The sequence below is a fragment of the Mesobacillus sp. ABV4_180 genome, assembly GCF_056158485.1.
In genome coordinates, this window is the sequence record NZ_JBSWTJ010000001.1 from 1,524,453 (window position 1) to 1,549,989 (window position 25,537).

The 25,537-nt window shown below is 42.1% G+C and carries 31 protein-coding genes; 24 read left to right on the top strand and 7 right to left on the bottom strand.

Annotation, left to right across the window (positions count from 1 at the left end; all coding sequences use genetic code 11):
- Window positions 1–47: 47 nt before the first annotated feature.
- Window positions 48–1,820, top strand: a complete 1,773-nt coding sequence (locus tag ACXAEA_RS07550; RefSeq protein WP_475095290.1) for a peptidoglycan D,D-transpeptidase FtsI family protein — start codon at window positions 48–50, stop codon at window positions 1,818–1,820.
- An 83-nt stretch (window positions 1,821–1,903) separates the two neighbouring features.
- Complete coding sequence (locus ACXAEA_RS07555; RefSeq protein WP_475095291.1) at window positions 1,904–2,596, top strand: YrrS family protein; 693 nt, start codon at window positions 1,904–1,906, stop codon at window positions 2,594–2,596.
- Window positions 2,597–2,787: 191 nt separating this feature from the next.
- Here ACXAEA_RS07555 and ACXAEA_RS07560 read toward each other — a convergent pair whose 3' ends face one another.
- Window positions 2,788–2,991 (bottom strand): YrzA family protein, encoded by a 204-nt coding sequence (locus ACXAEA_RS07560; RefSeq protein WP_475095292.1) that lies wholly within the window; start codon window positions 2,989–2,991, stop codon window positions 2,788–2,790.
- Between the two features lie 200 nt (window positions 2,992–3,191).
- On the opposite strand from ACXAEA_RS07560, the gene ACXAEA_RS07565 reads away from it, so the two are divergent.
- From ACXAEA_RS07565 to ACXAEA_RS07580, 4 genes are all read left to right on the top strand, one after another.
- Complete coding sequence (locus ACXAEA_RS07565) at window positions 3,192–4,490, top strand: amidohydrolase family protein (protein WP_475095293.1); 1,299 nt, start codon at window positions 3,192–3,194, stop codon at window positions 4,488–4,490.
- 19 nt (window positions 4,491–4,509) lie between these two features.
- A complete protein-coding gene (locus ACXAEA_RS07570; RefSeq protein ID WP_475095294.1) occupies window positions 4,510–5,217 on the top strand; it encodes a 5'-methylthioadenosine/adenosylhomocysteine nucleosidase in 708 nt (235 codons plus the stop codon).
- A 118-nt stretch (window positions 5,218–5,335) separates the two neighbouring features.
- Window positions 5,336–5,590, top strand: coding sequence for a YrhC family protein (locus ACXAEA_RS07575; RefSeq protein WP_475095295.1), 255 nt, complete (start codon window positions 5,336–5,338; stop codon window positions 5,588–5,590).
- Between the two features lie 616 nt (window positions 5,591–6,206).
- The gene (locus tag ACXAEA_RS07580) at window positions 6,207–6,344 is read left to right on the top strand and encodes a YrzI family small protein (RefSeq protein WP_475095296.1); all 138 of its coding nucleotides are present in this window, start codon (window positions 6,207–6,209) and stop codon (window positions 6,342–6,344) included.
- 391 nt (window positions 6,345–6,735) lie between these two features.
- On the opposite strand, the gene sigK is transcribed toward ACXAEA_RS07580, so the two are convergent.
- The gene (sigK, locus tag ACXAEA_RS07585) at window positions 6,736–7,461 is read right to left on the bottom strand and encodes an RNA polymerase sporulation sigma factor SigK (protein WP_475095297.1); all 726 of its coding nucleotides are present in this window, start codon (window positions 7,459–7,461) and stop codon (window positions 6,736–6,738) included.
- Between the two features lie 267 nt (window positions 7,462–7,728).
- On the opposite strand from sigK, the gene ACXAEA_RS07590 reads away from it, so the two are divergent.
- From ACXAEA_RS07590 to ACXAEA_RS07605, 4 genes are all read left to right on the top strand, one after another.
- A complete protein-coding gene (locus ACXAEA_RS07590; protein WP_475095298.1) occupies window positions 7,729–8,130 on the top strand; it encodes a DsrE/DsrF/DrsH-like family protein in 402 nt (133 codons plus the stop codon).
- A 119-nt stretch (window positions 8,131–8,249) separates the two neighbouring features.
- Window positions 8,250–8,486, top strand: coding sequence for a sulfurtransferase TusA family protein (locus tag ACXAEA_RS07595; protein WP_475095299.1), 237 nt, complete (start codon window positions 8,250–8,252; stop codon window positions 8,484–8,486).
- Between the two features lie 65 nt (window positions 8,487–8,551).
- Window positions 8,552–9,688: an NAD(P)/FAD-dependent oxidoreductase gene (locus tag ACXAEA_RS07600; protein WP_475095300.1), complete on the top strand. Its 1,137-nt coding sequence runs from the start codon at window positions 8,552–8,554 to the stop codon at window positions 9,686–9,688.
- Window positions 9,689–9,702: 14 nt separating this feature from the next.
- On the top strand, window positions 9,703–10,260 hold the full coding sequence (locus ACXAEA_RS07605) for a helical membrane plugin domain-containing protein (protein ID WP_475095301.1): 558 nt from the start codon (window positions 9,703–9,705) through the stop codon (window positions 10,258–10,260).
- Between the two features lie 41 nt (window positions 10,261–10,301).
- On the opposite strand, the gene ACXAEA_RS07610 is transcribed toward ACXAEA_RS07605, so the two are convergent.
- A complete protein-coding gene (locus tag ACXAEA_RS07610; RefSeq protein ID WP_475095302.1) occupies window positions 10,302–10,658 on the bottom strand; it encodes a group I truncated hemoglobin in 357 nt (118 codons plus the stop codon).
- 80 nt (window positions 10,659–10,738) lie between these two features.
- On the bottom strand, window positions 10,739–11,422 hold the full coding sequence (locus ACXAEA_RS07615; protein ID WP_475095303.1) for a response regulator transcription factor: 684 nt from the start codon (window positions 11,420–11,422) through the stop codon (window positions 10,739–10,741).
- A 186-nt stretch (window positions 11,423–11,608) separates the two neighbouring features.
- Between ACXAEA_RS07615 and ACXAEA_RS07620 the strand changes: the two genes are divergently transcribed.
- Together ACXAEA_RS07620 and ACXAEA_RS07625 are read left to right on the top strand one after the other, a co-directional pair.
- Window positions 11,609–11,752, top strand: coding sequence for a hypothetical protein (locus ACXAEA_RS07620; protein WP_475095304.1), 144 nt, complete (start codon window positions 11,609–11,611; stop codon window positions 11,750–11,752).
- Between the two features lie 141 nt (window positions 11,753–11,893).
- On the top strand, window positions 11,894–13,672 hold the full coding sequence (locus ACXAEA_RS07625; RefSeq protein ID WP_475095305.1) for a M3 family oligoendopeptidase: 1,779 nt from the start codon (window positions 11,894–11,896) through the stop codon (window positions 13,670–13,672).
- Window positions 13,673–13,741: 69 nt separating this feature from the next.
- Here the strand turns inward: ACXAEA_RS07625 and pssA are convergent, their stop codons facing one another.
- On the bottom strand, window positions 13,742–14,281 hold the full coding sequence (pssA, locus tag ACXAEA_RS07630; protein ID WP_475095306.1) for a CDP-diacylglycerol--serine O-phosphatidyltransferase: 540 nt from the start codon (window positions 14,279–14,281) through the stop codon (window positions 13,742–13,744).
- A 231-nt stretch (window positions 14,282–14,512) separates the two neighbouring features.
- Here pssA and ACXAEA_RS07635 point away from each other — a divergent pair, with 231 nt between their 5' ends.
- Window positions 14,513–15,301, top strand: a complete 789-nt coding sequence (locus ACXAEA_RS07635) for a phosphatidylserine decarboxylase (RefSeq protein ID WP_475095307.1) — start codon at window positions 14,513–14,515, stop codon at window positions 15,299–15,301.
- 75 nt (window positions 15,302–15,376) lie between these two features.
- Here the strand turns inward: ACXAEA_RS07635 and ACXAEA_RS07640 are convergent, their stop codons facing one another.
- Complete coding sequence (locus tag ACXAEA_RS07640) at window positions 15,377–15,517, bottom strand: sporulation histidine kinase inhibitor Sda (protein ID WP_079510333.1); 141 nt, start codon at window positions 15,515–15,517, stop codon at window positions 15,377–15,379.
- Window positions 15,518–15,953: 436 nt separating this feature from the next.
- On the opposite strand from ACXAEA_RS07640, the gene ACXAEA_RS07645 reads away from it, so the two are divergent.
- The 8 genes from ACXAEA_RS07645 to ACXAEA_RS07680 are packed head-to-tail and all read left to right on the top strand — an operon-like array spanning window position 15,954 to window position 20,979.
- Window positions 15,954–16,469: a YqeG family HAD IIIA-type phosphatase gene (locus ACXAEA_RS07645; RefSeq protein WP_475095308.1), complete on the top strand. Its 516-nt coding sequence runs from the start codon at window positions 15,954–15,956 to the stop codon at window positions 16,467–16,469.
- A 3-nt stretch (window positions 16,470–16,472) separates the two neighbouring features.
- Window positions 16,473–17,576: a ribosome biogenesis GTPase YqeH gene (yqeH, locus tag ACXAEA_RS07650; RefSeq protein ID WP_475095309.1), complete on the top strand. Its 1,104-nt coding sequence runs from the start codon at window positions 16,473–16,475 to the stop codon at window positions 17,574–17,576.
- A gap of 28 nt (window positions 17,577–17,604) precedes the next feature.
- Window positions 17,605–18,444 (top strand): shikimate dehydrogenase, encoded by an 840-nt coding sequence (gene aroE / locus ACXAEA_RS07655; RefSeq protein ID WP_475095310.1) that lies wholly within the window; start codon window positions 17,605–17,607, stop codon window positions 18,442–18,444.
- Window positions 18,438–18,731, top strand: coding sequence for a ribosome assembly RNA-binding protein YhbY (gene yhbY, locus ACXAEA_RS07660; RefSeq protein WP_475095311.1), 294 nt, complete (start codon window positions 18,438–18,440; stop codon window positions 18,729–18,731). Before aroE ends, yhbY begins: the two co-directional genes overlap by 7 nt.
- Before the next feature lie 18 nt (window positions 18,732–18,749).
- Window positions 18,750–19,319: a nicotinate-nucleotide adenylyltransferase gene (locus ACXAEA_RS07665; RefSeq protein ID WP_475095312.1), complete on the top strand. Its 570-nt coding sequence runs from the start codon at window positions 18,750–18,752 to the stop codon at window positions 19,317–19,319.
- Window positions 19,309–19,875, top strand: coding sequence for a bis(5'-nucleosyl)-tetraphosphatase (symmetrical) YqeK (yqeK, locus tag ACXAEA_RS07670; RefSeq protein WP_475095313.1), 567 nt, complete (start codon window positions 19,309–19,311; stop codon window positions 19,873–19,875). Before ACXAEA_RS07665 ends, yqeK begins: the two co-directional genes overlap by 11 nt.
- 4 nt (window positions 19,876–19,879) lie before the next feature.
- On the top strand, window positions 19,880–20,233 hold the full coding sequence (gene rsfS, locus ACXAEA_RS07675) for a ribosome silencing factor (RefSeq protein ID WP_475095314.1): 354 nt from the start codon (window positions 19,880–19,882) through the stop codon (window positions 20,231–20,233).
- Window positions 20,233–20,979 carry a class I SAM-dependent DNA methyltransferase gene (locus tag ACXAEA_RS07680; protein WP_475095315.1) on the top strand — a complete coding sequence of 249 codons (747 nt, stop codon included), beginning with the start codon at window positions 20,233–20,235 and terminating at the stop codon, window positions 20,977–20,979. The genes rsfS and ACXAEA_RS07680 overlap by 1 nt, the downstream gene beginning before the upstream one ends.
- A 98-nt stretch (window positions 20,980–21,077) precedes the next feature.
- Here the strand turns inward: ACXAEA_RS07680 and comER are convergent, their stop codons facing one another.
- Window positions 21,078–21,899: a late competence protein ComER gene (gene comER / locus ACXAEA_RS07685; protein ID WP_475095316.1), complete on the bottom strand. Its 822-nt coding sequence runs from the start codon at window positions 21,897–21,899 to the stop codon at window positions 21,078–21,080.
- An 88-nt stretch (window positions 21,900–21,987) separates the two neighbouring features.
- Between comER and ACXAEA_RS07690 the strand changes: the two genes are divergently transcribed.
- The 3 genes from ACXAEA_RS07690 (at window position 21,988) to ACXAEA_RS07700 (ending at window position 25,478) form a co-directional block, all read left to right on the top strand.
- Complete coding sequence (locus tag ACXAEA_RS07690; RefSeq protein ID WP_475095317.1) at window positions 21,988–22,611, top strand: helix-hairpin-helix domain-containing protein; 624 nt, start codon at window positions 21,988–21,990, stop codon at window positions 22,609–22,611.
- 83 nt (window positions 22,612–22,694) lie between these two features.
- Window positions 22,695–23,108, top strand: a complete 414-nt coding sequence (locus ACXAEA_RS07695; RefSeq protein ID WP_475095318.1) for a deoxycytidylate deaminase — start codon at window positions 22,695–22,697, stop codon at window positions 23,106–23,108.
- Between the two features lie 18 nt (window positions 23,109–23,126).
- Window positions 23,127–25,478, top strand: coding sequence for a DNA internalization-related competence protein ComEC/Rec2 (locus tag ACXAEA_RS07700; RefSeq protein WP_475095319.1), 2,352 nt, complete (start codon window positions 23,127–23,129; stop codon window positions 25,476–25,478).
- The last annotated feature ends 59 nt before the right edge of the window (window positions 25,479–25,537 follow it).

The window sequence follows — 25,537 nt, forward strand, 5'->3', positions numbered from 1 at the left end:
GTTTGAAACCTCTGCACCTCGTCAACACTTTTGACGAGGTGTTTTTTATGCGCAAAAAAAGAATGGTGGTTTGGATCGGTATATGCATTTTGGGATTAGGATTGTTGATGTTCAGGCTGGCACAATTGCAGCTTCTGGATACAGAATCTTTCTCAAAACATAAAATTAATCTGATTGAAGCGAGCGTCAAGCAGCGCTCGCAGGAAATGGTCGTAGACAACGGCAGGGGAAATTTCCTTGACCGGTCTGGTGAGCCTTTATCCTATGAAACTGCGTCGGTATTAGTGTTGTTTCCCTTTTTAAAGAAAATGGATTGGCAGGTTGAGAAAATAGCCAGGGTAATTGGTGTATCATCCTACTCTTTGCTTCAAGCAGTAGAGGAATCAAAGGAACCATTTGCCTTTGGCGATCCTGACCCAGTGATTTTAACGAAGAGCCAGATGGCTGCCATCAATGAGATGGAAATCCCTGGTGTGTTCGCTGTTGAGCGCAAGTATCCGCTTGAAAAGGTTCCAGCAGCCCAGCTGCTTGGCATCATAGGTGAAAACGAGAATGAATTGAAAGCAAGGTATGGGGAGAAAGATTTTTTGCCAAGGACTCTGATCGGTCTCTCCGGTTTGGAAAAAAGCTTCGATGAGTTCCTGGTAGCAGAAGGAAAATCCAGGCTCGTCTACCACGTGGATGGTGAAGGGGCTCCGCTCTTTGGGATCAACGTGAAATATATCGAACCAGCAAATCCTTTTTATCCTATCAATCTGCAGACCTCGATTGATAGAGACCTGCAAACAATCATCGAGAATGCCGTAGACAAGCACAAGATTAATAAGGGCGGTGTCGTATTGCTCGATATTGATACAAATACCGTCCTCTCAATGGTTTCAAGGCCTAATATCAATAAAGCGGACCCGTTTGGGGGTAATGGCATAGATAATATGATGGTCAAGCAGCATATCCCAGGCTCTGTCTTTAAGACTGTAGTAGCCGCAGCAGCTATCGATAATGGACTTGATGACCCGGATCGCATGTTTGACTGCAGCAAAAAGTTGAATGGTGAACCTGATCTGAAATATGACCATGGAATGCTTAATTTCAGTGAGAGTTTTGCCCGCAGCTGCAACCGTACTTTTGGAGAAGTGGCGAAGGAGCTGCAGGAGAAGGATCCGCTGATGCTGGAAAAATATGCTGAAATGTTATCGATAACAGGCGGTGTAGGCTGGAGCGGAGATATATTCCATCTTGAGGATTTCAGCCAGCTTCAGGATGAGGAAAAAGGACGTGTGTTCCTTTCGGAAGACGCCAGGAAGGATCGCAATTTTTCTGCGTTGTCAGGAATAGGGCAGCATGAAGTAAGGGTTTCACCTCTCTCAGTCGCGAACATGATGGCAACGATCGCGAGAGGAGGAGAAAAGGAAATGGTAAGGGCAGTCATGTCGATCCGCTATCAAAACGGAACGGAAATGACGGAGTTCCCTGAAGAGAAGCTGCCAGGGCCTGAAATCTCTTCTATTACAGCAATGAAGCTCCAAAAGCTACTACGGGAAGTGGTTGTAAATGAACATGGTACTGGCCGATGGTTCAAAGACTTGCCATATGCAGTTGCCGGTAAATCCGGAACGGCTGAAACTGGGTTATTTAATGGGGAAAAACAATTGCACAATAAATGGTTTGCAGGATATTTTCCATATGAAAACCCGAAATATGCACTCGTGGCCGTCAATCTGGGTGTTCCGGAGGATGAAGGCGGAGTCAACCTCCTTTTTGCTGATCTGGTAAAAGAGGTCTATGAATATAACCACGGAACACCGGCAGAAAGTCCTTAAGATAATTAGATAAATATAAAATCCTTCAAGTTTGCCTTAAGTCATGGTAGAATGTTGACAACCTTATAAGGGAGGGAAAGATCTTGAAGCACGATTATGACAACCTAGATGAGGGGGCCCGCACTAGAACGAGGGCAAAGAGAAGAAAGACAAACCTTATTTTAAATAGCTTGATTGTTGTCGTTATTTTGTTGATTGGTATCGTATCATTTAACATTTTTTTCAGCAATGATGAAGGGGCAGCGGATAATAGCGATATTGCAGCAGAGAATGAAGATTCCGCAGCCTCTCCAGGCAAGAATGACAGCAAAGATGGCGGCAATGAAGGAACTGATGATAATGGCAGTTCAGCAGAGGAAAATAAGGACCAAGCTGAAGAAGATTCTGCAGATGCAGATGAGGAATCCGAAGACAGCGAAGAATTAGGCGAGCCAGTCGTCACCGAAGGCGGCAGCGACGCAAATGTAAAACAAACGATTGAAAATCCTGAGTGGAAGCCAGTTGGTACTACACAATCAGGAGAACATGCTACTGTGTTCGACGAGAATTCTGCCGATTGGCAGGAGATGGTTCTTGCGTACTCGTATGCAACAGGAATCCCCAAGGACAATATGACGGTCTGGTGGAATGAAAATGGCGGTGCGCCTAATACAGCTGTAGGGACAGTTTCCGAAAAAGGCAGCGACCAGGCATACAGGGTAGCCATTCAATGGGTAGATGGAGAGGGCTGGAAGCCTGTTAAAGTCGAAGAATTGATTCAAAACGATAAACGATAGTGGTAAAGCAGGGGCTCTTATACAGGGCCCCTTTGTTTTCGATAGGGAAGTGTAAATTTCACTTCGAGAATTGTCCAGCTCCAGCGCCTAGCCCCTCGAGACGCTTCAGTCCTGCCAATGAAGTCAAAGAACGACTTCACTGTCAGGCCCTCCTGCGCTTGTCGGGGCTGACCAAGGCGCTTGCGCTTTTCTTATTTTGCTTTAAAATGAACAACCGCTGAATAAAATAAACGGCCTTTATCATCCATGTGCATCTGATGTGATACGTGGTGGACAGCCAGCATGATCGCTTTATTGATTTCAATCTGCTTGCTTATTTTCTGTTCAAGTGTTTTTAAATCAAGCGCTTCAAAAAACTCCACCTTATCCTCGATCAAATCAAACTGAAAATCCATGATCCCACTCCTTATTTTCTATTAAATGGCTTCATATTTTTTTTATATAAACAGAAATGCTTTCCAAATAAAAATAGCAAAATCTATATAAAAATAAAACATTTTTTGATAAATTAAAACGATGGGCATATTTCGAATGCTTTCACCGAATTCTAGTATTGTACATACAACCTTAGTGTTTTTACATAGGAGAGATTAATATGGCAAGAAAGTTATTATTTAATGGGACCATTATTACTAGTAACGCGAATGATGAAGTGATTGAAAACGGAGCTATTGGCTTTGAGGAAGGAAAAATCATCTTTGTGGGCAATGTTCCTGAAGATATTTCTGCATACGATGAATCAATAGATTTGAAGGGAAATTATGTCCTTCCAGGTTTGGTCAATACCCATGGACACACACCGATGTCACTGCTAAGAGGGATTGCTGATGATTTGCATCTGCAAACATGGCTGGAAGACAAAATCTGGCCGCTTGAGGCTAAATATACAGTAGATCATGCCAAATGGGGTGCAAGATTATCCATCCTTGAAATGATCCGCACAGGAACGACCACTTTTGTAGATATGTATGACAATATGGATGAAGTCGCAAAAGCCGTTGAGGAAGCCGGCGTTCGCGGCGTGCTTTGCCGGGGAGTGATTGGGTTTGGGTCTGAAGAACTTCGCCAGAGCAAGCTTAAAGAAGCTGCAGGATTTGCGAAGGAGTGGAACAATGCAGCCAACGGACGGATTACCACTATGCTGTCTCCGCATTCTCCTTACACTTGTTCACCAGATTATATTTCCCAGATCATCGACAAATCGGTGGAACTGAATGTACCGCTTCACACACATATGTCAGAAACGAAATATGAAGTAGAAAAAAATATCGAGGAATTTGGTGCAACACCTGCAGCACATCTGGACAAGCTTGGCTTTTTTGACCGTCCTGCTCTAGTTGCCCATGCTGTCCATGTGAACGACGCTGATATAGAAATCCTTGCAAGGAAGTCTGTAAAAGTCTCACATAACATCATCAGCAATCTTAAACTGGGAAGCGGGATCGCTCCTGTCAGCAAAATGGTGGCAAGTGGAGTAACTGTCAGTCTTGGAACGGATAGCTCAGCTTCAAATAATAATCTGGATTTGTTTGAGGAATTAAAGGCTGTGGCGACCATCCATAAAGGAATCGCCCATGATGCGACAGCCATTACTGCCCAACAGGCATTGAGGATGGCAACAATTGATGGAGCGTCCTCCGTATGGCTTGATGATCGAACCGGCTCACTTGAAGTTGGCAAGGATGCAGATATGATCGTTGTTGATGCGAATCAGGCATTCTATTATCCAAGAAATAACCCGATATCCCATCTTGTCTATTCTGGCTCTGGAAGGGATGTCAGGGATGTGTATGTTCAGGGGAAACAAATCCTGGATAACCGCGAGTTCGTAACAATCGATGAAGAGAGAATACTCTTTGAAGCAAATAGAATGTCAAAACTGTTATCACAATAAGATACTCGGAGGGAAAATAATGAGCAGAATTGGTATTATTGGTGCAATGGATGAGGAAATCCAGCATATCCTGGACGCCATGAGGGATTATGAAGAAAAAAATAAAGCCGGAATCACTTTTTATGTCGGCACTTTCAATGGCTATGACGTCGTGCTCTGCAAATCTGGAGTAGGGAAAGTCAATGCGAGTGTCTGCACACAAATTTTGATTGATGAGTTTGCTGCTGCCAATATCGTGTTTACCGGGGTAGCAGGAGCTGTGAATCCCGAATTGAAAATAGGGGATATCGTCATTTCGACAGACTGTGTTCAGCATGATATGGATGTCCGAGCATTGGGCTTTAAGCTAGGGGAAATCCCTTACACAGAAATATCTGTATTTAATGCTGACTCACGCTTGATCGACCTTGCCATCTCAGCTAGTAAAGAAATCGTCCAGGACAAAAAAATAGTCAGCGGACGAATTCTATCCGGTGACCAATTCATCGCCGACAGAGAGAAAGTCAAATTCCTGCATGAAGAGCTTCAGGGCTTTTGTACTGAAATGGAAGGAGCAGCTGTAGGACAGGTATGCAGCATGAACAGCATCCCGTTTGTCATCATCAGGTCAATGTCAGACCAGGCAGATGGATCGGCAGATGTTAACTTTCTGGAATTTACGAAACTGGCATCAAAGAATTCCTTTGAAATCGTGAACGAAATGATCAAGAACTGGAATATTAACTAATTTTTACGTTAGCCCCTTATTGGGGCTTTTATTTTTCCCATTATTTACATCCCGTCTTAAGGTTTAAAAAATGTTAAAGTAGGGATGTGGTTAAGTCAAATTATTACAGGTGATAGAAATGAACGCAAAGCAACTCTATGAAAAAATGATTGATTATAAACAGTTTGCAACAGTCATGCTTACTGTTGGAGTTTTCTTTTACCTTGGAACGATCATTCCGTCAGAAACAAAAGTGATGACAGATATATATATTGCAGCGGCAGCATCAACCGGATTCCTGACTGGTTCAATCTTGTTCTTCTCCATTGCAAAAAAATACAGAAATCAGTTAATCCAGTCAGATGAAGGCCAGGAATTGCTGATGAAGAAATAAACGCCCACGGGCGTTTTTTTTTTGCTCGTTCCACAACAGTTGCAGATTATGTTGATTCTTGGCGAATGTTTTTTTGGAAAAATAGGCCAAAAAAGGTTTACAAAACAAATCAATGTGGATATACTTACCAATGTGAGTGAATAATTCAGAAGGAGGTCGAGTGAAATGATCATGATTGCATACTGGAATAACTCAAAAACTTCATATCAAAAAACGCATTCGACCGGATCGGACTGGATTGTTTAAGCTGCTCTTTTAACTAATACATCCATGGCCGCAGGGAGAATCGTGCCCTGCGGCTTTTCTATGCCTATTTATGCCGCTGGGGAGGTATCCTTGCGGCTTTTTGGGGTGGGAATCCAAAAGAAGCAGTTGGGAAATGCTCGATTTTATTAATGGCTGTGTTAAAACTAAATGTTGTTTTTAAGTCCTGTTGATTGTAGTGTAAGGCGCGCAGACTCCAGCGGGAACAGCTGGACAGGTGAGACCCCGCAGGAGCTTGCGACGAGGAGGCTCAGCGCCAGCCCCGCGGAAAGCGAAGCGCCTGGAACGGAAATCAACAGTCTAATTTAACACAGCCTTTAAAAAAGAATTATTAGAAGGAGGTGAATCGATCATGACCCTAAATATTTTGTTTTTCACGATTACGATTAACAAACGCCAAATGTCTCTAGAAGAAATCCGCCATAATGAAATGGTAGAAAAAATGGTTGAAGAAAACCGAAATCGTCAATCAATGCTGCGCCCGTTTTAATTCATTTGAATAATTAACCAAAGAAAGGTGGAAAGAAAATGATTTACTTAATTCAAAGAAGACTGGCTAGCTTATGGGTGGAGAAGGACACCACCTAACGACCTGAGTTGGGAGGAAATCAGTATGTCATTACATGTCTTGCTTTTAACACTTGTTTTCAGGAAAAAGAAATCTCATCGTTAACAAAATGTTCACATACCCACCCTTTTAGCAACGTGAATATATGATAAATTTGGTGTAAACATGGGTGAATGCTAAAGGGGTGATGGGCATGTTCATGATCGTCATGGGATTGATCATCTGCGGCGCAGTTGGTCTGATAGTAGCTGCTGAAGTGAGTGTAGAATAGAAAAAAAGGTATCAGCCTTCAAGCAAAGGCTGATACCTTTTTTTAATTATTGCCCTTGTTCTTTTTCTTTTCCTTCTCTGCACGGTAGAACTCATGGAACATCTTCATCAGTGCTCTTTTTTCAATCCTTGATACATAGCTCCTGGAGATGCCGAGTTCTTTTGCGATTTCGCGCTGTGTCTTTTCCTTTTTCAGATCAAGGCCAAAACGGCCAACAATGACTTCTTTCTCTCGTTCATCTAGAACATCGATATATTCCTTTACTTTCTCAAGCTCCATATTGAGCTGGATCGTATCAATTACATCCTCAGATTCAGACTTGAGCACGTCAATCAGAGAAATTTCGTTGCCTTCTTTGTCCTGGCCGATTGGGTCGTGCAAGGAAACGTCCTTTTTTGTCTTTTTCAGGGCACGTAAATGCATAAGGATTTCATTTTCGATACAGCGGGCCGCATATGTTGCCAGTTTTGTGCCTTTCCCCTCTGAATAGCTCTCAATTGCCTTGATCAGGCCGATGGTTCCAATTGAAATCAAATCCTCTGAATCCTCGCCGGTATTTTCAAATTTCTTGACGATATGGGCCACAAGCCTAAGGTTGTGTTCGATGAGCATGTTTCTTGCGTGTGGATCGCCATTTGCCATCAACCTTAAATACTTTCTTTCATCAGAAGCTGATAACGGTTGAGGAAATGCATTGTTTTTAACATACGAGACAAGAAGGATCACTTCTTTAACTAAATAGCCGAGCGCTGTTAGAATGCCAGACATGTTTCCACCCCCGCTTAATAAGGCTTTCGCCTATAATAAATTCCTATGTCTTTAGGTCCAATATTGTGTCTGTCCGAGTAAATATTTTGTTTTGGAAAATTAAACCAAAAGAATATTGTGAAATGCAATAGTTATCTCTGTGAACAGCTTGTTTTGTCACTTTTTAGACTAATAACGTTCACATAACAGAAACAGACATAGGAGTGGGGGTATATGTATAATTTAAGTGTAAGATCAATCATTCGATTTCTTAGGAGGAAATAAATTATGGAACAGCATGCACCATCTTTAGCGGTTATTTTATTATCTGAAGATCTTGAAAAGCTTCATGCTGGGGCGCTGGTAGGTTCAGTAGCTTCTATGTCTGGAATGACGGTTAATGTCTTTGTAACAATGAACGCATTAAAATCTTTCCGTAAAGAAAGCTTTGAAAAGGAAGATTTCATTACAGGTACAATCGGCAAGGAAATGCTGGCAAAGAAAATCCCGTTATTCGATGCATTGCTGCAGGAAGGTAAGGATATGGGTGAACTGAACATTTATGGCTGTGCTTTGGCGATGGACATCATGGATTGGAAAGAAGAAGACATGCTGGATGTATTTGATGGCGTGATCGGGGTAACTAAATTCCTTGGAATGACTCAAGGAGCAACTGTCATAACAATGTAAGCTGCAGAAGGAGGAAAGAGAGATTTGGCGTGCAGGCCTTTTAGCTTCTTTCCCCTTCAAGCAAAAAATAAAATCTGACCATATTTTAACATAAATATATCTACCTGGAGGAAAAAATCATGAGCGTACAAGTAACTAAATCAATCGATGCAAGAGGAGCATATTGCCCAGGACCGTTAATGGAGCTGGTAAAGGGAATCAAAACAGCGCAGATCGGTGACATTGTTGAAGTGCTTTCAACTGATAAAGGTTCAGCAGTGGATATCCCTGAATGGGTAAACAAAATGGGCCACGAAATTGCTTTCCAGGAAAATGAAGGCGATGAATTCAGGATTGCGGTCAAAAAAGTAAAGTAAATTAAGCAAACACAAAAAATCACTACAGCCTTCAACAAAGAATCTAGTAAAGAGGTGTGGATCAAATGACAAAGAGAATTGTGGTCCTTGGCGCAGGAAGTGCTGGCACAATGGTTGCAAACAAGCTTGCCCGCCAGCTTGGAGAAGAGATAAAAAAGCGTGAAGTCGAAGTCACCCTGATTTCAAATACAGAAAAGCATATTTACCAGCCTGGGTACTTATTTATTGCTTTCAATGAAAAACCATCGGAGCATTTTATCCGAAAGCAGGAAACTCTAGTTCACAGACATGTAAACCTGGTTTATGATGATGTCGAAAAGATTGATGTCGAGAAAAAGACCATTAATGGCAAAAAGCAATACCAGTATGATTATCTTGTAATTGCGACCGGCTCCCATCCGGACTTTGACAGCATTCCCGGTTTACGGGAAGGTGCCCACAACTTCTATACACTAGAGGGTGCAGAACGCCTTCGTGATGACCTGGCATCTATGGAAAAGGGGAAAATTTTAATTACAATCGATGTCCCGCACAAATGTCCTGCTGCACCGCTTGAGCTTGCGTTGATGCTTGATGATTACTTCCGTAAGAACGGAAAACGCAAGGATATCGAAATCAAATATACGTACCCGATTGGCAGGATCCATTCATTAGTGCCTGTGGCAGAATGGGGGCTTCCGCAATTCGAGAAGAGAGATATTAAATACGAAACATTTTTCAACCTCGAAGAAGTGGATCCAAAGCGCAAAGTGGCGATCACAATGGACGGATCAGAGCATGAATATGACATGCTGATTACGATTCCTGCACATACGGGTGCAAAGGCAATGATCAATTCAGGAATTGGAGACGAATCAGGTTTCATCCCAACAAACCGAACAACATTGAAGATGATCGGCCAGGAAGATGTATATGTCATTGGCGACGCGACAAATCTGCCAATCAGCAAGGCTGGTTCAACAGCACACTACCAATCCGAATCTCTTGTAGCCAATATCATCAGCAGATTGACAGGCCGTCCGGAAACCGCTGTTTATAATGGAAAAGTGGCATGTTTCCTGGAAAACAGCCTTGAGGATGCCAGCATGATTACGTTTGATTACAATAATCCACCGCAGCCTGCTGAGACATCTGACCTGCTGCACTGGTTCAAAGCTGTATATAATGAGCTTTACTGGTTAAATGCCAAAGGAATTTTATAGAAGGGTTGGTTGAGATGGCTACAGATACACCTCAAGCACAAAAAACTGAACAAAATAAACTCGCAGGCTTCACCGATGCAGCGATGAACGCGGTGACAGGTGAAATGGTTTCTGCGATTGCTGAAACTGGCGTGAAAATGGTGGAGATGGCAGATGATCTGCTCCAGCCAGAAACACTTTCTCTGCTGAAGGCTTTGCCGGAAGTGGCCGAAAATCTGGAACGGACTTTAATGGAAGTAAAGCGCATGGAAGAAACGGGCGTCCTCAAGTCATTAATGCAGCTCGCTGATATGGTTGCCGCCATGAAGGGTGCCATGACCGGCCCGATGGTGACCGATATGGTAGAAAAGGCAATTAAAGGCGTTGAACTTGCTGATTCCTTTGTACAGCTGGGGGCAATTGACCTTGTCGATGGCATGCTGACTGCATTCCATAATGCTCAGGAAGACACAAAGGACAAAGTTCCGCTATCATCCATGCAGCTGATGAAGGCAGTCACACAAAAAGAAACAAGAGAAGGAATGACCTTAATGATTGCATTCCTGCAAAACCTGTCAAAACAATTGAAATAGAAAAGGAGAGGGCACGCCCTCTCCTTTTTATAAAGTTCTAATTACTTATAAAGAATGTCATTTTTCATGCCTGATAGTTTCTCAAGCACTTCATTGATGTCCTCATCCGAAACATCGAACTCCCTAAGGCTGGCTGCAAGGTGATTGGCGATCGCGCCAAAGTGTTCTTCGTTCAGGTTCATGCCTTTATGGGCAAGTTCCATGCTTCGTCCGGAATATTGGTTCGGCCCCCCCAATGCCCAGCTGATGAACAATGATTGATGCCGGCGCTGCTTTTCCATGTCTGTTTCTTTGAAGAAGTGATTTACCGATTCATCAGACAAAACCTTATCATAAAAAACATCTACCACTTTTGAGATTGCACCTTGGCCTCCAAGGCGATCATATAAATTTCCCATCCATATTCCTCCTGTCTGAAAGTAACGTCACTATTATTTCTTTATATCCAGGGAAATATGAATGAAACTTTTTTAAGACATTAATCTTCCATTTTATCAATCCACTTATAACCTACTCCCCATACTGTGGTTAAATAATCATCAGCAGAAAATCCTGCCTTCCTTAATTTATCCCTCAGATTCCTGACATGTGAGTCGATCGTTCGGTCTTCTGTCGACACTCCATATCCCCAGATAACTGAAATAAGATGTTCTCTCGTAAACACTTTATTTCGATTCTGCAGGAAGAGATGAAGCAGAGAAAATTCCTTTGGAGTCAGTGGAATCAATGTCCCATTAAACTGCAATTCATGTGAATCCAAATTCAGGTTCAGCCCTTTAAACGAAAGGAGTGGACCTTTTCCTGGTGTCCGCCTCAGGACAGCTTCAATGCGCGCAATTAATTCCGCTTCGTCAAAAGGCTTGGTGACATAATCATCGGCTCCGTATTTCAAGCCTTTCACAATATCGGTCTTTTCGCTTCTCGCCGTAAGCATGATGATCGGTATATCCCAGTGCTTCCGTATTTCCTGGCACGTTTCCCATCCATCCATCTCAGGCATCATGACGTCCAGCAAAACCAAATCTGCCGGATTTTCTTCAAGGAAACTGAGGGCATCCAGGGCAGAATTTTTCTTTACACACTTATATCCTAATGGTGCAAGATAAAGAGAAAGCAAATCCAGCATGCGTGTTTCATCATCCACTAATAAAATGGTAGCCATTATTGAACTCCTTACAGTTTAATAACCTGAGTTTAGTTTACACTACAAGTTTGAAAAAACTGTGCATTTTCGCTATTTTAATCCCGGTTTCCTTTAAAATAACCCAGAAAATTCTCTTTCTGCCCAAACCAAAATGGACAGAATCCCATAACCTGATAATAGGATAAAAAAAAGGAGTGTGAAAGTATGCCTTACGGGTACTGCCCACCATACCCGCCTTATGGAGTTTATCCAGGTTACTATGGCGGAAATGGTGCATGGTTTGCGCTGTTCATCATCCTGCTTGTCATTGTCCTCATCTTTGGCGGATGGTGGTATTTTAACTCATAAGAAGAAAGAAAGGCATATCCCTTTAAATAAGGATATGCTTTTCTTTTTGGCTTATAGATTCATAAGGTGTTTTTAAAAAATAGAAATTTTCAAAAAATAACATTATAATAATAAATAGAGATAAAAAGGGGGAATCCAATCATGTCAAATACATACTCTGATGTCTGGACTCTGGAAGTGTTCTTTGAAGGCGGAAGTGAATCGCCGGAATTTGCAGCTCATCTCAAAGCAGCAGAAGAGGAAATCAGCCGCTTTAAAGAGCAAGTAGATAGCTGGCAGGCAACTGATCAATCAAGTGAGGGGACCAATCTTGCAGCCCTTATTGAATTGTTCGACGGTGCTGCAAGGAAGGTTAGACAGGCAGGAGCTTTTGTAAGCTGTTTGCAAGCCCAGAATACTGAGGATAAAAAAGCTGGCCAACTAAGAGGGGCAGTTACGCAATTGAGTGCATCACTGCAGACAGCTTTGACGGTTTTTGACCAGAAGCTGGCTGGATTTTCTCAAAGTGTATGGGAGGAGCTGGTCCAAGATGGGCTGCTCAATGAACTGCGTTTTGTCCTGACAGAAAGGCGTGAGCGTGCAGCAGAAAAGCTTTCTGAAAAAGAAGAATCGGCAATCAATGCATTGAGTGTCGATGGTTATCACGGATGGGGACAAATGTACGACCTGCTTGTAAGCGGTACGAAAGTAAAGTATCAAGATGGAAGCCTGTCTGTCGGCCAGGCAGCCAATAAGCTTTCAGATGCTGATCGTTCTGTCCGTAAGGAAATTTTTACAGAGTGGGAAAAAGCCTGGGGTGAGAAAGAAGATTTCTATGCGAAGACCCTTAACCACCTGGCAGGATTCCGTTTGAATGTCTACAAGCTGCGCGGATGGGAAGACGTGTTAAAAGAGCCGCTTGATATTAACAGGATGCAGAAGGAAACTCTAGATGCAATGTGGCAGGTCATTTCTGATCACAAGGAGCCTTTTGTCCAGTTCCTGAACCGGAAGGCAAAGCTGCTTGGGCTGAAAAAGCTTAGCTGGTACGATCTTGATGCACCGATCGGCAGCACAGAATCAAAGATGTCCTACCAGGAAGGCGCGGATTTCATCGTCGAGAACTTTGCTCAATTCGGCAAGGAAATGGCTGATTTTGCCAGTATGGCGTTTGAAAATAATTGGATTGAAGCTGAAGATCGTCCCGGTAAGGCCCCGGGAGGATTCCACACTTTCTTCCCGGAAAGCAGCCAATCGCGTATTTTCATGACGTACTCAGGTACACCGTCCAATGTTTCGACACTTGCACATGAGCTGGGGCATGGTTTCCACACATATGCGATGAGAGATCTTCACCTCCTGAACCGAAATTATGCGATGAATGTAGCGGAAACCGCATCCACTTTTGCAGAGATGATCGTTTCTGATGCATCTTTGAAAAAATCTACATCCAATGAGGAAAAACTTAGCTTGCTGGAGGATAAAATCCAGCGATCTGTAGCCCTGCTGATGAATATCCATGCGCGATTCCTGTTTGAAACAAACTTCTACGAAGAACGCAAACAAGGCGTCGTGAACGCGGAAAGACTGAACCAAATGATGAAGGATGCACAAGAGAAAGCATATGGAGGTGCGCTTGATGAATACCATCCATTATTCTGGGCTTCAAAACTACATTTCTATATTACTGGAGTACCATTCTATAACTTCCCTTACACATTTGGGTATTTGTTCTCACTAGGCATTTACGCAATGGCCCAGGAAGAAGGAAAAGGTTACGAAGAGAAGTATATTGCTTTGTTAAAGGACTCCTCTTCAATGACAGTCGAAGAGCTGGCTATGAAGCATCTTGACGTGGATCTGACCAAAAAGGAATTCTGGGAAAAGGCAGTCCGGATGTGCGTGGAAGATGTAGAGGAATTTTTGGCTTTGACTGAGTAGACCATAATGACGTTAAAAAAAGATTCCTGTAATAAATAAGTAAAACCCCAGCCTCAGGCTGGGGTTTATTTATATTTTTTTCAGCTTAAATGGACTGACCATCAGGAAGCTGAGGATCATCATGATAAATAAGAAGATTTGTGCAGGAAGATATGGAATGGCCAGGAAACTTAACGTAGCTAGAACTCCGGCAGCGGTGATCGGCAGGCCAGTGAAGTATCCATTGCTCTCGGTGATATTGAATCTTGCCAGACGGAAAGCACCGCAGCCAATGTAAAACACCGCGAAGAATGAGCCAGGCGCGCCAAATTCGAATAAAATTCCCTGATATAATAATAGTGCAGGTGCAACGCCGAATGATATAATATCACTCATGGAATCTAATTGTTTACCGAGCTCGGATTCAATATTGAACTTACGGGCGACCATTCCATCAAATCGGTCTGCCAGTGCTGCGATGAAAATCAACAAAAGGCTCAGGTTCAGATTGCCGTTCATGCCGACAATGATCGCAAATCCGCCTAATGATAGATTGGCCAGAGTCAGGACATTGGCGGTCTGGGCTTTTAATTTCTTGACAGTCGAGTCAAGTACATCATGTAAAAACATGCATTTCACTCCTCATAGTAGGAAAGGGAACTAGCACCTTGGGTTATTATATAATAATATATAATTCTAAGCTGATTATGCTTTTTCGTAAAGATTACTTTTGAATACTTTTCGAAATGTTTGCACATTTCAGGAAAAACACTTTTAGCATATTATTCTGGACGTGTGAAAATGGCATCGAAATCAACCTGTATGGAGCTTGAGCTATAATAGATATCGGAGGTATTGTCATTGTTTCAAAGTATTTATAGAGTGCTGATTGAATTGACGAATGGAAGATGGACCTCAGCCATTCTGCATAAATTTGCACAATCAAAAAGCAGTAAGAGGATTATTCCTTCATTTGCAAAAACGTATAAAATCAATCAGGAAGAAATGGAGAAGCCGATTAATGAATATAACAGCCTCCATGAATTCTTTATCAGGAACCTAAAGGCAGGTGCCAGGACAATCGATCAGGATCCTCTTTCCGTTGTGAGCCCTGTAGATTCCGTCATCGAAGAAATTGGCAATATTGATGCTGACAGGATGATTACCGTCAAAGGGAAAGTATATTCCATCGCCGAAATGCTTGGAAATGATGAATCGATGGCCAAATATGACGAGGGAACATATATGATCTTTTACCTGAGCCCCAGTCACTATCATCAAATCCACAGTCCTGTTACTGGCGAAGTAGTGAATCAATGGACTTTGGGGAAGAAGTCGTATCCGGTCAATAAAATGGGATTATCTTACGGCAATTATCCGCTTTCGAAAAACTACCGGAAAATCACTGAAATCAGGCATAATGCGGGAATGACTGCAGTAGTCAAAGTCGGGGCGATGTTTGTCAACTCAATTGAGACAACCCATAATGGTGAAATGCTTTCCAAAGGTGAACAAATGGCTTATTTCACTTTTGGATCAACAATAGTAATGCTTTTTGAGAAAGGTACTTTCAGTCTGTTGCCAGAAATCAAAACTCCATATCACATAAAATACGGAGAAAAGATCGGCATGTTGAAAGAAAAGGACTAACAACCATGGGCACAGGCTGAATCTGTGCCTTTTTAACTTAAAAAAGTGCAAAAAAAAAGCCCTTTTCATGGGCTCTCAGGAGGAAACTTTAATTCGGTTAGATAATGACCGCCGATGGATTTCCGTTTCAATCAACCGAATAAACTCATAGCTTAAATTTAATTCTCTTGCTTTGAAATAAGACTCAATCAATAGTTCGTCCGAAAGTTTACGCATACCAGTCATTCACCCCCAAAAGGATACTTCTAAATCAGTTGTGAATTGCATATAATTGTAAGTTAATTTGTTCTACCCCTACTCTATCATGATGAAACTTTAAGAACAACTGTTCTAATTATCCACAATTACCGGTGGATAACCTGTGATTAATTTGTTTATAAATGGGAAATTAGTAATAGAATCAATGTGTATTTTGTGTATAATGTTATCCACAGATATGGAAATCGTTGGATTTTGTCGAAAAGTTTTTTTCTTTTTCTGAAAAATTTTTAGTATTTATCGAAATTAGCCCGTTTTTATTGTTATTTGTCGCATCTAAACATTATAATTCACTGTTTTTATCCATCATTTAAATGTTTGTTTTGAATACGTTGATAAAATTGGGTATGATGTTAACGGTATGCAGGAATTAAATTAATGAGGTGTAATGAAATTGCTAAAGCATTTTTTGCCTGATCAGCATGTAAAAAGTATATTTGATATCCATCCGGAAAGCTTGAAAGAAAAAGGCATAAAGGGTATTATTACGGATCTTGACAATACACTCGTCGAATGGGACCGTCCAAACGCGACCCCAAAACTGATTGAGTGGTTTGACGATATGAGAAGAAATGAAATACTTGTTACGATTGTTTCTAATAATAATGAAAAAAGGGTCAAGTCTTTTTCCGACCCTTTGCAGATACCATTTATTTTCCAGGCGAGAAAGCCTATGACCCGCGCATTCAACAAAGCCTTGAAGCAAATGGGGCTCCGCAGGGAAGAAACGGTTGTAATCGGTGATCAGCTGCTGACAGATGTCCTTGGCGGGAACAGAAGCGGTTTCCATACGATTCTCGTTGTGCCAGTGGCTAAAACAGATGGTTTCGTGACAAAGTTCAACAGGAAAGTAGAAAGAAGGATTTTAGATTGGTTCAGGAAACAAGGTAAGCTGAATTGGGAGGACTAAGATTTGAGTGAACAATATATCTGCACAGGCTGTGGAGTGAAAATACAGACAGAGCATCAGGAGCAGCTGGGGTATGCACCGCCTTCATCATTGGAAAAAGAGGTTGTCGTCTGCCAAAGATGTTTCCGTTTAAAGAATTATAATGAAATCCAGGATGTAAGTCTTACAGATGATGACTTCTTGAAAATCTTGAATGAGCTTGGCAAAAGAGATGCCCTGATCGTCAAGATCGTCGATATCTTTGACTTCAATGGCAGCTGGCTGCCGGGCATCCATCGTTTTGCCGGGAAAAACCCGGTGCTGCTGATTGGAAACAAGGCGGATCTAGTCCCTAAATCAGTCAAGCAGCGAAAACTGATTGACTGGATGAAAAAAGAATCCAGGGAGCTTGGACTTAATCCAATCGATGTATTCCTGGTAAGTGCTTCAAAAGGCTTCAATATTAAAGAGGCTGCGGCAGCGATCGATGAATACCGCAAAGGCAAGGATGTATATATTGTAGGATGTACTAATGTTGGAAAATCAACTTTTATCAACAGGATCATCAAAGAAGTGACCGGAGAAGGGGATGTCATCACGACTTCACATTTCCCGGGAACGACGCTTGATATGATTGAAATACCTCTGGAAGACGGCAAGGCGATTGTTGACACACCGGGTATTATCAACCACCATCAGATGGCTCATTATGTTGATAAACGAGATTTGAAGTTCATAACGCCAAAAAAAGAAATCAAACCTAAGGTTTATCAGCTGAATGAAAGCCAGACTCTGTTCTTTGGAGGACTTGCCAGGTTTGATTATATTTCTGGCGGCAGAAGGTCCTTTGCCTGCTACGTCCCAAATGAAATCAATATCCACAGAACGAAACTGGAAAATGCTGATGAGTTATATAAAAACCATGCCGGTGAAATGCTAACCCCTCCTCGACGTGAACAAATGGACGAGTTTCCTGAACTTGTCCGCCATGAGTTTACGATTAAGGAAGCAAAAACGGATGTCGTTTTTTCCGGGCTAGGCTGGGTGACAGTGAATGAAGCAGGCACAAAAATTGCTGCACATGTTCCAAAAGGTGTGCATGTGATGTTGCGAAGGTCTCTAATATAATTAATCGGTATAGAAGGGCGGGAGAGAAATGAAAAAATTGTTCGGTGTCATTGGCGACCCTATCGCACATTCAATGTCTCCTGCCATGCACAATGATTTATTTGATTTATATGGAATTGATGCCATTTATGTTCCGTTCCATGTAACCAGTGATAATCTGGAGGCTGCTGTGAAGGGTCTGAAAGCTTTGGGCGCCAGCGGTTTCAATGTAACGATCCCGCATAAAACGGCAATCATGTCCTGCCTCGATGAAATCGATCCATTGGCATTGTCAATTGGCGCTGTCAATACTGTCAAAAATGAAAATGGCCTTCTGAAAGGCTATAATACCGATGGCCCGGGTTTTGTGAAGGGGCTTGAATCGAAGGCTGCTGATCTTGAATCAAGATCAGCTTTGATTATTGGCGCAGGCGGTGCCGCACGGGCAATCTACTTTTCGATGGCACAGGCAGGTATCAAACAGATTGATCTATACAATCGGACGGAAAATAAGGCAAAAGAGTTAATCAGTTCATGTCCATTCAAGGTTATGTCGAATGTCCTTGATGAGGAAGCTGCTGAAAACAAACTTGCCGATTATCAGTTGATCATCCAGACAACTTCAATTGGGATGCTGCCTGAGACGGATCTAACTCCTTTGTCAGTATCAGCCTTAAGTCCAGATACCTTTGTCAGCGATATTATCTATAATCCGCTCGAAACGAAATTTTTAAAACAAGCTTCCGAAATGGGGGCGTCTATACAAAATGGGATTGATATGTTTGTGTATCAGGGGGCACTTGCCTTTGAAAAATGGACAGGAATTTTTCCTGATACCGAACGAATGAGAGCTCATGTTTTAAGACATTTAGGAGGATACACATGTTAACAGGAAAGCAAAAACGTTTTTTAAGGTCGAAGGCCCACCATCTTACTCCAATTTTTCAAGTCGGAAAAGGCGGGGTAAATGAAAATATGGTCAAGCAAATAGGAGATGTACTTGAAGCTAGAGAATTGATCAAGGTAAGCATCCTCCAGAATTGCGAGGATGACCGCGATACAGTATCTGAGCAGCTGTCCCGAGGTGCTAAGGCCGAGCTTGTTCAGGTAATTGGCAACACAATCGTTTTATATAAAGAGTCTCGAGAAAATAAGCAAATCGTTCTTCCAAGATAAAACCTGGGAGGTGCCTGTTTGAAAAAAGTTGGCATTTTGGGCGGTACGTTCAACCCGCCGCATATCGGACATTTAGTGATAGCGAATGAAGTTCTTCATGCTTATGAACTTGATGAGGTTTGGTTCATGCCAAACCAGGTTCCGCCGCACAAAAGGGTTGACGAGCCAATCAGCAATTCAGACAGGCTCGCCATGCTAGAGCTCGCAATTACGGATAACCCCAATTTCAGGGTTGAGAAGGCCGAACTTGAGAGGACCGGTCCATCTTATACGTATGAAACGATGAAAATATTAAAAGCTATGTATAAAGATCACGATTTTTACTTTATCATCGGCGGAGACATGGTTGAATACTTGCCAAAATGGCATAAAATTGATGAGCTGCTGATGATGGTCAAATTCATAGGTGTAAGCAGGCCATCATACAAAGACGAATCTCCCTATGGTATTCTTTATGCGGAAACACCACAAATGGATATCTCATCCAGTATGATCAGGGATAGAGTGAAGGCTGGCAAAAGCATTCGTTATTTGCTGCCTGAATCAATAAGGGAATATATTGAGGAGCATGGTTTATATGGATCGTAAACAAGCACTTCAGACAGTCAAACCCCAGCTGACAGAGCACCGTTATCAACATACTTTAGGTGTAATGGAGACGGCGATTAAGCTTGCTGAGAAGTATGGGGCTGACACAAAAAAAGCTGAACTGGCAGCTATTTTCCATGATTATGCAAAATTTCGTCCAAAGGATGAAATGAAGACAATCATCGAGGAGCAAAAAATGCCTGCCATTTTGCTTGAGTATAACAGTGAGCTATGGCATGCCCCAGTTGGTGCCTATCTTGCCGAAAAAGAAGCGGGAATAACCGACAATGAAGTCCTTGACGCAATTCGCTTCCATACCTCGGGAAGAATAGGGATGACGCTTCTGGACAAAATCATTTACCTGGCTGACTATATCGAGCCTGGCCGGAATTTTCCCGGAGTAGATGATGTCAGGGCAATGGCAGAAGAGGATTTGGACAAAGCTTTGATCCAGTCGATGAAAAATACGATCCAATTCCTAATGAAAAAGAACCAGCCGGTTTTTCCAGATACATTCAATGCATACAACAGCATCGTTAAAAATTCAGGAGGATGATTAAATGAGTGAACGCGAATTATTGATGACAGCAGTAAAGGCTGCTGATGATAAAAGGGCAGAAGATATTATGGTTTTAAATATGAAGGGAATCTCGCTGATTGCAGATTACTTTGTTATCTGCCACGGGAATTCGGATAAGCAAGTACAGGCCATTGCCCGTGAAATAAGGGAAAAAGCACTAGAGATGGGCTATGACCTTAAGAGGATGGAAGGCTTTGACGAAGCCAGATGGGTTTTAATCGATATTGGCGATGTGGTTGTCCACGTCTTCCACAAAGAAGAAAGAAGCTATTATAACCTTGAACGCCTTTGGGGAGATGCACCAATCGAAAACGTGCAGAGTGAGCTCAATTAATGTCCTACGAACGATTTGCATATTTGTATGACCAGCTCATGCAGGATGTACCGTATGACAAGTGGGTAGAGTTTGTAGAGGCTTATAAAAAGAAATATAATATTGAAGGCATGAAACTGCTTGATTTGGCATGCGGTACAGGCGAACTTTCTGTACGGTTTGCACAAGAAGGCTATGAAGTAATCGGGGCAGATTTATCTTCAGATATGCTAGCAGTCGCAAAAGCAAAGGCAGACGGGCTTGCACTGCCAATCCAATTTTTCCAGCAGGATATGACTGATCTTAATGATTTAGGCCAGTTTGACGTAGTTGGGATCTTTTGTGATTCTCTGAATTATTTAGAGGATGAACAGGCAGTCAGGCAGACATTCGAAGGAGTTCATCGCCTATTGAAAAAGGGAGGTTTGTTCCTGTTCGATGTCCATTCTGTTTATAAAATGGAACATGTTTTTGCAGATGCGACCTTTACTTGGGATGATGAAGAAATCACCTATATTTGGAACAGTTTCAAAGGTGAGGTACCTTTTAGCGTTGAGCATGAGCTGACCTTCTTTGTTCTTGATGAACCTGCAGGTAAGTATGACAGGGTCGATGAATTGCACCTTCAGCGTACATATCCTGAAGGGGTTTATCAACAACTGCTTGAGCAAGCCGGTTTCAACGAAATCGAACTTACCGGTGATTTCTCAATGAAGTCACCAGAACCAAATGCTGAACGGTTATTTTTCGCAATGATAAAAGCATAAGAGGAAAGGCTCCCAATTTGATGTTGGGAGCCTCATTTTTTGTTCTTCAGATTGTCACAATTTACAGGAAGGGAATTCAGGAGTAATAGCGAATTTAATTAGGGACCGAATTGTTCTCGTACTTTCTCCAATTCTTCTTCGAATTTTTTATGTGTTGCCTGAAATATCTTTTCGAACATGTCTCCAGTTTCACTTTCCAAAACCTTGATTCCTTCCCCGGTGATTCCGCCTTTTACGCAAACCTTCTCTTGTAATGTCGGCAAGGTATAATGGTTTTTATTTAAAAGCTCGCCTAAGCCGATCAGCATTTCGCTTGCAAGTTTTGTAGCAGTTTCCTTGTCGATTTCCGTTTCTTTTACAGCAGCTGTGATGAAGCTTTGTACCAGATGGCTGAAAAAAGCGGGCCCGCAGCTGACTATATCCGAAGCCACTCTAGTGATGTTTTCTTCTATTTCAAGCGGTACTGAAACCTTTTTGAAAAGGGCAGTTAATGAATTTTTCCACTCAGCTGTACAGCTTTCGCCATATGTGAAAAGTGAAATACCAGCGAGGGCACGATTCGTAATGCTTGGAATGATCCTCATGACGGAACAATCCACTTTCCGTTCAAGCTGGTCGACACTGATCGGACTTGTGATCGAGATGACGCATTTATCTTTTGTAAGAATAGGATTGATGTATTCAAGTACTCCCAATACATTATGTGGCTTCACACAAATAAAAATGGCATCAGATTCTTTGGCCACTTCGCAGGCAGTCTTTCCAATTTTTAGCTCGGGATATATTTTTTGAATCTCTATAGCTTTTGTCAATGTTCTATTTGTAATGATCATTGAAGAAGGGGAAACGGCATTCCCATCAATGAGAGCTTCGGCGAGAATTCTCCCCATATTCCCTGTGCCAATAATCCCTATTTTCATAACCCTTCCCTCCTTCATACATTTATTCTCCTATATCCATATGATATTAATTTTTAGATTATGACATGTTGAAAGGTGATGACTATCCGTGGAATGGATCAAGGAACACAAGTTTTATATCATAGCCGCCATTGCAGCTTCATTGTTTTTTCTTTATTCAACTTCTGCAAAAGAAAATGAGTTGGCTGAAGGGAATATGCAAGTATCCGCAATGAATGGAGACGAATTTTCGGAAAGTAAGGAGGAGCCAGCAGATGCCGAAGAACCGGTCGTGATGATGGCAGATATAAAAGGAGCAGTGGCTCGCCCTGGTGTTTATAAAATCCAGGAGGGGAATCGTGTAATTGACCTGATTGAGCTTGCAGGAGGTCTTGCTAAAGACGCTGATGCTGCGTCAATCAATTTTGCCATGCATGTGGAAGATGAAATGGTCATCTATGTGCCAAGAGCAGGCGAGCAGGTTGATCAGACAGCTGCAGCTGTTGCACAAATTGATAATGGGCATGAATCAGGAAAAGAAATGGTTAACCTCAATAAGGCCGAAGCAAGCGATTTGGAAGCTCTGCCGGGAATCGGGCCATCGAAGGCCGAGGCAATTATCGCCTATCGTGAGGAAAACGGGCCATTCAAGTCAATTGAGGATTTAAAATCGATCAGCGGTATTGGAGATAAAACCTTTGAAAAATTGAAGGAGCTAATTTCGGTTAAATAACAGCAACAAATTGAACTCTTAAGTTTTAACCATTAAAATTAATATCATAAGACAAAAAAATGCTTACTTAAGGGGGATGCAGCATGGGGAGAAAGAGTTGGGACGAGTATTTTTTGGATATAGCAGACGAGGTAGGGACACGCTCAACATGCCCAAGATTGCATGTAGGATGTGTGATCGTTAAGGACAAGCATATTGTTTCTACAGGTTATAATGGTTCAATCCATGGCCATGACCATTGTGAAGATGTAGGGTGCCTGATCAATGAACAGGGAAGATGCATCCGGACGCTGCATGCCGAAGAAAATGCCGTCCTTCACGCTGACAGAGGGTTATTGAAAGGAGCAACAGCATTTGTTACCCATGAACCGTGTGAAAAATGCTCCAAAACACTCGCTCAATCGGGAATTAAGCGGATCGTTTATCGTAGTGCCTATCCAAATAAATATAACGATACGTTCTTAAGGGATGTAGAGGTTGTTCACCTGGCAAAATAAAAACAAAGGAAAATCAATATGTTACCAGAGCATTCAGGACTGCGCATCAATGGACAGCTGTTCTACTATGCGGCTGTCTCTTTATTGGCACTGCTTAGCGTTATGGAAAATTATCTGGTTTACGGAGGATTGTTCCTGGCTGCAATCCTCCTGTTAAAAAAATTTAAGCATTTCCCTGTACGTTTGCTGGTGCTTTTAACGGGCTGTTATTTGCTCTTTATAGCAGCAGGATATTATGAGAAGGTGAATTTTACTACACGCTATGAAGGAAGCGAGAAGGACTTCTTGATCTTATTTGATGATGGAGTGCAAATTGATGGAGATTCTCTTTTTGCTTACGCTAAAACATTGCCTTCAAATGAAAAAATGGCCGTCAGTTACAGAATCAAGACTGAAAAGGAGAAAAAATTCCTTCAAACCCTTTTTAAACCAGGAGCTGCCTGTAAAACTTCCGGCATCCTCGAAAAACCCTCACCAGCAAGAAATCCGAACGCATTCAACTACCAAAGCTACCTTCAACGAAAGCAAATCACCTGGATTATCAGAATCGATAAGCTGATGACGCACACATGCCATTACGAATCCAAATGGGTTATTACTGCACTAAAAAGCTTCAGGAAGGAGGAAGTAACCAAACTGGAATCAAGCTTTCCAAGTGAGGCTGCAGCGCTAACTGCAGCGCTGATCTTTGGGGAGCGAAGCCTGTTTAATCCTGAAACAGAACGTTCTTATCAGAAAATCGGGATAGTCCACTTACTGGCTATATCCGGTTTACATGTAGCCTTGCTTGCAGGGATGATTTTTTATCTTAGTATAAGGGCTGGCATTACAAAGGAAATGAGCAAAAGAATACTATTGATTTTCCTGCCGTTATACGCTGTTTTGACTGGCCTGTCCCCGCCGGTAATGAGGTCTGTGGCAATGCTTATGTTATTAATTGGCTCGCGAAGCTTAAATCTTAAGCTTACTCCGCTTGACGCTGTCTCGATTGCGTTTCTGTCCATGGCTGGGGTCCAGCCCTCTATCATTTATGATATTGGTTTCCAGCTATCCTTTACAGTCAGCTTCTCCCTTGTGATTTCCGCTCCAAAAATTCTCACACACTATTCATCCTTTATTAAACAAACAGCGGCTGCTTCCTTTATTGCCCAGTTCACAAGCCTTCCGGTCATTCTTTCAGTTTTTTATGAAGTGTCCATCATTTCTCTTTTTGCTAACTTACTGTTCGTACCGCTTTTCTCCTTTATTTTACTTCCCTTTTTGCTTTTCAGTTATATCCTTTTTACCTTGTCTGGAGGTTTGCCCGACGTTTATTTAAGTTTCATGGAAAATCTGGTGCATACAATAAATCGTCTTGCAAATTACCTTGCGGAGATCGAGTTTTCATCGATGACTATTGGAAAACCCGGAATCACAATATTATTAGTGCAAATTTTTATCATTCCTTTGTTTTTTATCCTTTGGGAACGTTTTATTGCAAATCAGACCAAGCTGCCTGCATGGTTCCTTATGATGCCATTCCTGCTCCTGGTAATCCAAATCCTGCTTCCGAATTTTGATCCCAATGGAAAAATCATCTTTCTGGATGTGGGACAGGGTGACAGTGTTTTTATCAAACTGCCATTTAACAAAGGAAATTACCTGATTGATACAGGCGGTGTCATACCATTTGAAGAAGATGATTGGCAGCGAAGTCATGGAAAATTCGATCCTGGTAAGGATATTGTTGTCCCGTTCTTAAAAAGTGAAGGAATTGGCACCCTGGACAAATTGATACTGACCCATGGTGATGCAGATCATATCGGTGGAGCAGATGCACTGTTAAGTGAGATTAATGTCAAACAGCTCATTCTGCCGAAGGGAGCTAACAGATCTACATTAGAGAAGGAAATTGTCAAAAAAGCGCTTATGGGGAGGACGGATGTTTACTACGCTGGTGCGGGAACAAGGTGGAAAACAGATGGTGGGGAGTTCACAGTACTTAACCCAATCGAAAATAAAGATGACAGAAACGAACAGTCCATCGTCCTACATGTTATTTTGGGTGGAAAGAAGTGGCTTTTCACGGGAGACCTTGGTATGGAAGGTGAAAGGGATCTGTTAAAGAAATATGGGGCATTCGATATAGACGTACTCAAGGTAGGCCATCATGGCAGTAAATACTCAAGCTCAGAATTGTTTATAGAAAATATGCATGCTGAGTATGCGGTAATTTCAGTCGGAGCAAAGAACAGGTATGGCCACCCGGGTAAGGAGGTAATCGAAAGACTTGAATCGAGTTCTATCCAAATCTACAGGACCGATATTCATGGTGCTGTGATCTACAGATTTAAAGGCAATAAAGGAACATTTTCTACCCAGGTTCCATAGTATATAGCAAAGAGCAACCGAGTCTCTCCCCGAAATGAAAAAACTTCTAAAAAACGAAA